This is a genomic window from Kitasatospora sp. NPDC127067 (assembly GCF_042724755.1).
Taxonomy (GTDB): domain Bacteria; phylum Actinomycetota; class Actinomycetes; order Streptomycetales; family Streptomycetaceae; genus Kitasatospora; species Kitasatospora lactacystinica.
Map to the genome: position 1 here is coordinate 103,039 of NZ_JBHXEM010000014.1, position 6,169 is coordinate 109,207.

A 6,169-nucleotide genomic window follows, 5' to 3' on the forward strand; every position below is an offset into this window, starting at 1 on the left:
CGGGGCGCTCCCGCGAGCGCGAGTAGACACTGTCTACGAACACCTGGTAGACAGTGTCTTCATGACCGAACAGGAACAGGACCTACGGGCCCGACTGGTGGCCGCCGGCGTCGAGTTGGTGGCCGAGGGCGGCGTCCAGGCGCTCGGCCTGCGCGAGATCACCCGCCGCGCCGGGGTCTCGCACGGCGCGCCCCGCCGCTACTTCCCCACCCACCGCGAGTTGCTCGCCGCCATCGCCCAGCAGGGCTTCGGCAGGCTCACCGACACCCTCGCGGGAGCCGACGCCCTCACCGCCACCACCGGCGCCGACGCCCGCACCCGCCTCGACGCGCTCGCCCGCGCCTACCTCGGCTTCGCGGCCGCCAACCCCGGCATGTTCGAGCTGATGTTCCGTCACGACCTGCTGGAGGGAAGCGGCGCCGAACTGCGCCGCACCACCCTGCCGCTCTTCCTGACCTTCGTCGGCCTGGTCTCCGAGGTGCACCCGCGGTCCGACGATCCGGCCGCCGCCACCGCCGCCCTCTGGTCCAACCTGCACGGCCTCGCCCAGCTGCGCACCTGGGGCAGCCTGCGGCTCATCACCGGCGACGATTCCATCGAGCCGCTGCTGCGCGCGACGCTGGACGCCCACCTCGGCCCGGCCGCGCGGTGAACCCGCGGCACCGCCGGGGGCTCGTCCTGGCCGCGAGCATCACCGGCGCCGTCCTGGTCGCCGTCGACGGCACCGCGCTGACCGTCGCCCGGCCGACCCTCCAGCACGACCTGCACGCCTCCGTCGCCGCCGTCCAGTGGGCCGGCACCGGCTACCTGGTCACCGTCGCCGCCCTGCTGGTCTTCGCCGGCCGCCTCGGCGACCGGTACGGGCACCGGCGGGTCTTCGCGCTCGGCGTGACCGGCTTCGCCGCCGCCTCGCTCGGGATCGCCGTGGCGCCCGGCATCGGCTGGGTCGTCGCCCTGCGCGTCCTGCAGGGCGCGGCCGGCGCGCTGCTGCAGCCGGCCACCCTGGGCATGCTCCGAACCGTCTGGCCCGCCGACCGGCTGGCCGGTCCGATCGCCATCCGCACCGCCGCCATCGGGCTCGCGGCGGCGGCGGGGCCGCTGGTCGGCGGGGCGCTGACCGCGCACCTCGGCTGGCGGTCGGTCTTCCTGCTGGGCCTGCCGCCCGCCGCGGCCGCCCTCCTGGCGGCGCTCGCGGTGCCGGCCCGGGCCGGATCGCCCGACACCCGGTCCCCGGCCGCCCGGCGCGGCAGCAGGCACGGCAGCGAGCACGACGGCCGGCACGGCAGCCGGCACGGCAGCGGGCACGGCAGCGGGCTCGACCTGCCCGGCGCGGCCCTGCTCGCACTCGCGCTGGCCTTCCTGGTGGAGAGCCTGGTGACGCTGCCGGACGCCGGCCGGCCGGCCGTCCCGCTGCTCTGCCTCGCCGCGGCCGGAGCCCTCGCCCTCCTCCTGGTCCGGCACGAACGCCGGACCGCCGATCCCCTGCTGCCGCCCGCGCTGTTCCGCTCCACGGCCGTCGCGCCGCCGCTCGTCGTCCTGCTCGCCGCCTCCGCCGCCCTCCAGGGCGCACTCTTCCCGGCCACCTACTACCTCCAGGACGTGCTCGGCCTCGACCCCCTGCAGAGCGCCCTGCGGGCGATGCCGCTCGCCGTGGCGATGATCCTCGCGGCGCCCGGTTCCGCCCGGCTGGCGAAGCGTCACGGCGAACGGGCGGTGGTGCTGCCGGGGATGGCACTGATCACCGCGGGGGCGCTGCTCACCGCAGGGCTCGGCACCGGTTCCGGGACGCTCGTGATCGGCGGCTGCTTCGCGCTGCTCGGCACCGGCTTCGGTGCGGTGATGGCCACCGCCACCACGATGGTGGTCCGGGGTGCGCCCGCCGCCCGGGCCGGGGTCGCGGGCGGCCTGCAGCAGACCGTCCTGAACACCGGCCCGGCCCTGGGCATCGCCCTGGCCACCACCGCCGCCGGCCGCACGGACCCCGGCGCGGCGCTCGCGCCGTCCGCGCTGACCATGGCGGCGGTGGCCGGCGCGGGGACGCTGCTCGCCGCGCGGCTGCCCGGACGGGCGGCTGGACCGACGGCCGGTGGGGCCGCCGATCGGACCGCCGGTCCGGCGTCGGGCGGGCGGCCGGAGGTCACCGGCCGTCGGTGAGCAACGCCCTTGCCGTCACACTCCGGCCCGGTTCACACTCCGGTTCGGTTCAGGCCCAGGTTCGGTTCAGGCCCAGGTTCGGTTCAGGCCCACGTTCGGTTCAGACCCCGGTGACGCCGTCGACGCACTCCCGGAGCAGGTCGGCGTGGCCGTTGTGGCGGGCGTACTCCTCGATCAGGTGCACCAGGATCCAGCGCAGCGAGACGCTGTCCGCGCCGATCGCCGCGGCGGCCTGCGGGGAGAGCGGGCCGGCCGCGTCCAGCGGCTGGTCCGCGGTCAGTTCCCGGCCCCGGTCGATCTCCCTCCTCCAGTCCACCAGCGCCTCGGCCATCCCGCGCACCGGGTCCAGCCCGTAGCCGTCGGCGTTGTCCGCGCCGTACAGCGGCGGGGCGTCCTACCCGGCGAACACCCGCTGGTACCAGCTGCGTTCGACCTCGGCGACATGCTGAACCAGCCCCAGCAGGGTCATCGTGGACGGCGGGACGGACGCCAGCCGCGCCTGCCGGTCGTCGAGCCCGTCGACCTTGCGGGCGAGCGTGGCCCGCTGGAAGTCCAACCAGCTCTCCAGCATTGCGCGTTCATCGGCGTGCGGGGTCGGGATCGGCCGCCCGTCCGGGGTGAGTGCCATGGCCCCCACTCTGGCACACGCCCGCTGCGGCCCCGCGCGGACTCCGCGACCGCGTCAGTGCGGCGAGCAGCGCGAGCTGCACGGCCGCGCCCACCGCCGGCCCGAGCCACACCCCCGACACCCCCAGCGGCCCGGACAGGGCCGCCGAGGCGGCGAGTTGGGCCCCGAGACCGAGCAGGACGGAGACCACCAGCGGGCGCCCGGCGCCCGCCGCCTGGTGCACTCCGCCGACCGCCACCACCAGCGCGTACGGCAGCAGGTAGAGGGCCGCCGAGCGCAGGAAGCCGACGGACTGCGCGGCCACCGCCCGGTCCGCGGTGAAGAGCGCGGTCAGCGGCACGGCGAGGGTGACGGCAAGCACCGCCGCCACCCCACCGAGCAGCGCGGCGAGGCGTCCGGTGGCGCGGCGCAGGGTGTGAAGCGCGGCGCCCTCTCCCGCGCCGGTCAGCCGTGCCGCCTCGATCGCGGCGGCCTGGCGCAGCGCGTAGAAGGCCATGGTGACGACGAGCAGGACGCGGTAGCCGAGGCCGTAGCCGGCCACCGCCGCGACGCCGAAGCCCGCGACCAGGCCGAGTTGGGCGGTTCCGACGGCCATCCGGGCGGTGAAGTCCAGACCGAACGGTGCGCCCGCGCGCAGGATCCGTACCGCCGCCGCGCCCGCTCCCCCGGTGCCACCGGGGTCCTGCGGCTGCGGCTCTGTGCGTCGCACCGGCTGCGGTTCCGCGTGCCGCCCCGGCTGCGGCTCCGTACGTCGCACCGGCTGCCGCAGTCGCCGCACTCGCAGGGTGACGGCGAGGGCGATCGCCCGGGAGAGGACCAGGGCCAGGGCGGCGCCCGGCACGCCGAGGGCGGGCAGCGGCCCCGGGCCGAGGATCAGCAGGGGGTCGAGGAGGAGCAGCAGCGCGTTGGACAGCAGGGCGAGCCGCATCGGGGTGCGGGTGTCGCCCGCGCCCTTGAACAGCTCGTCGGCGACGCGCTGGCCGACGAAGAGCGCGAAGGCCGGGAACGCGACGGCGAGGTAGCCGGCGGCCTGTTCGGCGGCTTCGCCGTCCAGGAAGGCGCCTGCCAGCCGGTCGCGCAGCAGGAAGCCGGGGACGGCGAGCGCCGCACTGACGGCGGCACAGAGCCGCCAGGCCGCGCGGGTGGTCCGGGCGGCTTCGGCGTGGTCGCCCGCACCGAGGGCGTGGGAGAGCCTGACGCTGGTGCCGGAGGCGACCACCAGGACCAGGCCGAGCAGCAGGTTCTCGACGGTGCCGGCCAGGGTGACGGCGGCGACCGCGGCCCCACCGAGACCGGCCACCCAGAGGGCCCCGATCACCGAGGCGATCACCCCGGACAGCAGCTCCGCGTAGACGGGTACCGCCAATGCCGTGAGTCGGCGCAACTGGCCGCGCATGCCCTTCTCCCTTCCCCTGTGGTACTCGTGCGTGACCGGGCCGGCCTCGGCGCGGCCCTGGCCCGCCTCGGCTCTCCTCGATCGGCTGCGGCCCTCTCGACCTGCCTCGAATAGAGATACATCGTTTCGAGGCACATCGACAAGAGGTAACATGACGACTCCACAGGGCGCACTCCGACCGAAGGGCTCCAGCCGTGTTGACGCTCGCGATCCTCGGTTTCCTGTACGACCAGCCGCTTCACGGCTACGAGCTCAAGTCCCGGATCACCGGACTGACCGGTCATGTCCGACCGGTGAGCGACGGCGCGCTCTACCCCGCCATCGCCCGGCTGGAGAAGGCCGGCCTGCTGCACCGCCGCACCGAACCGGGCAGCGGCGCCGCACCGCGGCAGACGCTGGAGCTGACGGCGCGGGGGCGGGCCGAACTGCTGCGCCGACTGGCCGACCCGGAGCAGGCCGAGATCACCGACCAGATCCGCTTCTTCACCGTCACCACGTTCCTGCACCATCTCGCCGACCCGCCCCGGCAGGCCGCCGTGCTCCGCCGCCGGCTGGCCTTCCTGGACGCTCCGAGCAGCTTCTTCTACGACGGGACGGGGCAGCCGGTCACCGCCGAGCGCGAGCCGAACCCCTTCCGGCGCGGGATGCTGCTCGTCGCCCGAGCCTCCACGGCGGCCGAGCGGGCCTGGCTGTCCGAGACCGTCACGGAGCTGGATCGGGCGGCCGGGGCGGAGCCGTCGGAAGCCCCCGACTCGCCGACGGAGCCGCGGTCCTCGGAACGCTAGGCCGACCAGGCGAATCCAGAGCAAAACCGAAGGCGCACGCCCCTGCCGAACGGCAGAGCGAAAATCCGAATTCAGCCGTTCCGCACCTGGTTCCCCCCGGCCCCGGCGTCGCTATGATGATCCGCCTCACGTCCTCGGCGTCCCCCCTCCGCGGGCGTGATCCGCCACCGCGCCCCGCCGTCCCCCTGGAGGCCGCCGTGCCCGATTCCGAGACCGCGGTCGAGGCCGCAGTCCACTCCGCGCCGCTGAAGCGGGACGACATTCCCGGCTGGTTCTTCAGCCTCGACCGGGCCGCCTTCAGCCACCTGCTGTCCGCCCAGAGCGCGGCCGGCGTCACCGGCGACATCCTGGAGCTCGGCAGCTACCTCGGCCGCAGCGCCGTCCTGCTCGGCGACCACCTGCGGCCGGGCGAGCGGCTGACGGTCTGCGACCTGTTCGACTCCGAGGCGAGCGACGCCGAGAACGCCGCCGAGATGAACATGTCCTACCGCAGGACCCTCACCCGCAGCGCCTTCGAGGCCAACTACCTCGCCTTCCACGGCGAACTGCCCGAGATAGTGCAGGCCCCGACCTCGGTGCTGGCCGACGGCCGCGTCCGGGCGCACAGCTGCCGCTTCGTCCACGTCGACGCCTCCCACCTCTACGAGCACGTCGCAGGGGACATCGCCGTGGCCCGCGCCGCGCTCGCCGAGAACGGCGTGGTCGCCCTGGACGACTACCGCTCCGAGCACACCCCGGGCGTCTCCGCCGCGGTCTGGGAGGCGGTCTTCACCGGCGGACTGCGGCCGGTCCTGCTCACCCCGATGAAGTTCTACGGCACCTGGGGAGACGCGGCTGCCGTCCAGGCGGTCCTGAAGGAGCGCGACTGGTGGGCCGAGGGGTACACCGTCGACGAGGACACCATCGCCGACGCCAAGGTGCTGCGCCTCAACTACCAGGTCAAGGCCCCGGTCCAGCGCTCCACGCCGCGCCGGATCGCCCTCGAACTCCTGCCCCCGGTCGCGACCAAGGCCACCCGCCGGATGCTCCGGACGCTGCGCGAACGCCGCGCCGTCCCCCCCGTCCCGAGCGCCTGAGCGCCCGACCCCTCGCCGGGGGCCCCCCCCCCCCCGCGCCGCCCCCCACCTAGACAACGCCGCCCCCTAGGACGCCGAACAGTTCTAAATTGCCCTTAACCCCGGACGGCCGGCCCGGCGCCGCCCCCCC

At 75.4% G+C, this 6,169-nt stretch carries 5 protein-coding genes and 1 pseudogene; 4 read left to right on the plus strand and 2 right to left on the minus strand.

Annotation, left to right across the window (positions count from 1 at the left end; translation table 11 throughout):
* Nucleotides 1-61 precede the first annotated feature (61 nt).
* The gene (locus ACFWJ4_RS08815; RefSeq protein WP_380540949.1) at nucleotides 62-652 is read left to right on the plus strand and encodes a TetR/AcrR family transcriptional regulator; all 591 of its coding nucleotides are present in this window, start codon (nucleotides 62-64) and stop codon (nucleotides 650-652) included.
* Complete coding sequence (locus tag ACFWJ4_RS08820) at nucleotides 649-2,154, plus strand: MFS transporter (RefSeq protein WP_380540952.1); 1,506 nt, start codon at nucleotides 649-651, stop codon at nucleotides 2,152-2,154. The genes ACFWJ4_RS08815 and ACFWJ4_RS08820 overlap by 4 nt, the downstream gene beginning before the upstream one ends.
* A 100-nt stretch (nucleotides 2,155-2,254) precedes the next feature.
* Here ACFWJ4_RS08820 and ACFWJ4_RS08825 read toward each other — a convergent pair.
* A pseudogene (locus ACFWJ4_RS08825) lies at nucleotides 2,255-2,782 on the minus strand (DinB family protein).
* The gene (locus ACFWJ4_RS08830; RefSeq protein WP_380540955.1) at nucleotides 2,733-4,178 is read right to left on the minus strand and encodes an MATE family efflux transporter; all 1,446 of its coding nucleotides are present in this window, start codon (nucleotides 4,176-4,178) and stop codon (nucleotides 2,733-2,735) included. The pseudogene ACFWJ4_RS08825 and the gene ACFWJ4_RS08830 overlap by 50 nt, the downstream one beginning before the upstream one ends.
* A 194-nt stretch (nucleotides 4,179-4,372) precedes the next feature.
* Between ACFWJ4_RS08830 and ACFWJ4_RS08835 the strand changes: the two genes are divergently transcribed.
* Together ACFWJ4_RS08835 and ACFWJ4_RS08840 are read left to right on the plus strand one after the other, a co-directional pair.
* Nucleotides 4,373-4,963 carry a PadR family transcriptional regulator gene (locus ACFWJ4_RS08835; RefSeq protein WP_380540958.1) on the plus strand — a complete coding sequence of 197 codons (591 nt, stop codon included), beginning with the start codon at nucleotides 4,373-4,375 and terminating at the stop codon, nucleotides 4,961-4,963.
* Nucleotides 4,964-5,160: 197 nt separating this feature from the next.
* Nucleotides 5,161-6,039, plus strand: a complete 879-nt coding sequence (locus ACFWJ4_RS08840) for a class I SAM-dependent methyltransferase (RefSeq protein ID WP_380540961.1) — start codon at nucleotides 5,161-5,163, stop codon at nucleotides 6,037-6,039.
* Nucleotides 6,040-6,169: the final 130 nt, after the last annotated feature.

Coding starts and splice junctions, on each gene's coding strand:
- ACFWJ4_RS08815 (WP_380540949.1), top strand. CDS start 62: ATGACCGAACAGGAACAGGACCTACGGGCCCGACTGGTGGCCGCCGGC.
- ACFWJ4_RS08830 (WP_380540955.1), bottom strand. CDS start 4,178: ATGCGCGGCCAGTTGCGCCGACTCACGGCATTGGCGGTACCCGTCTAC.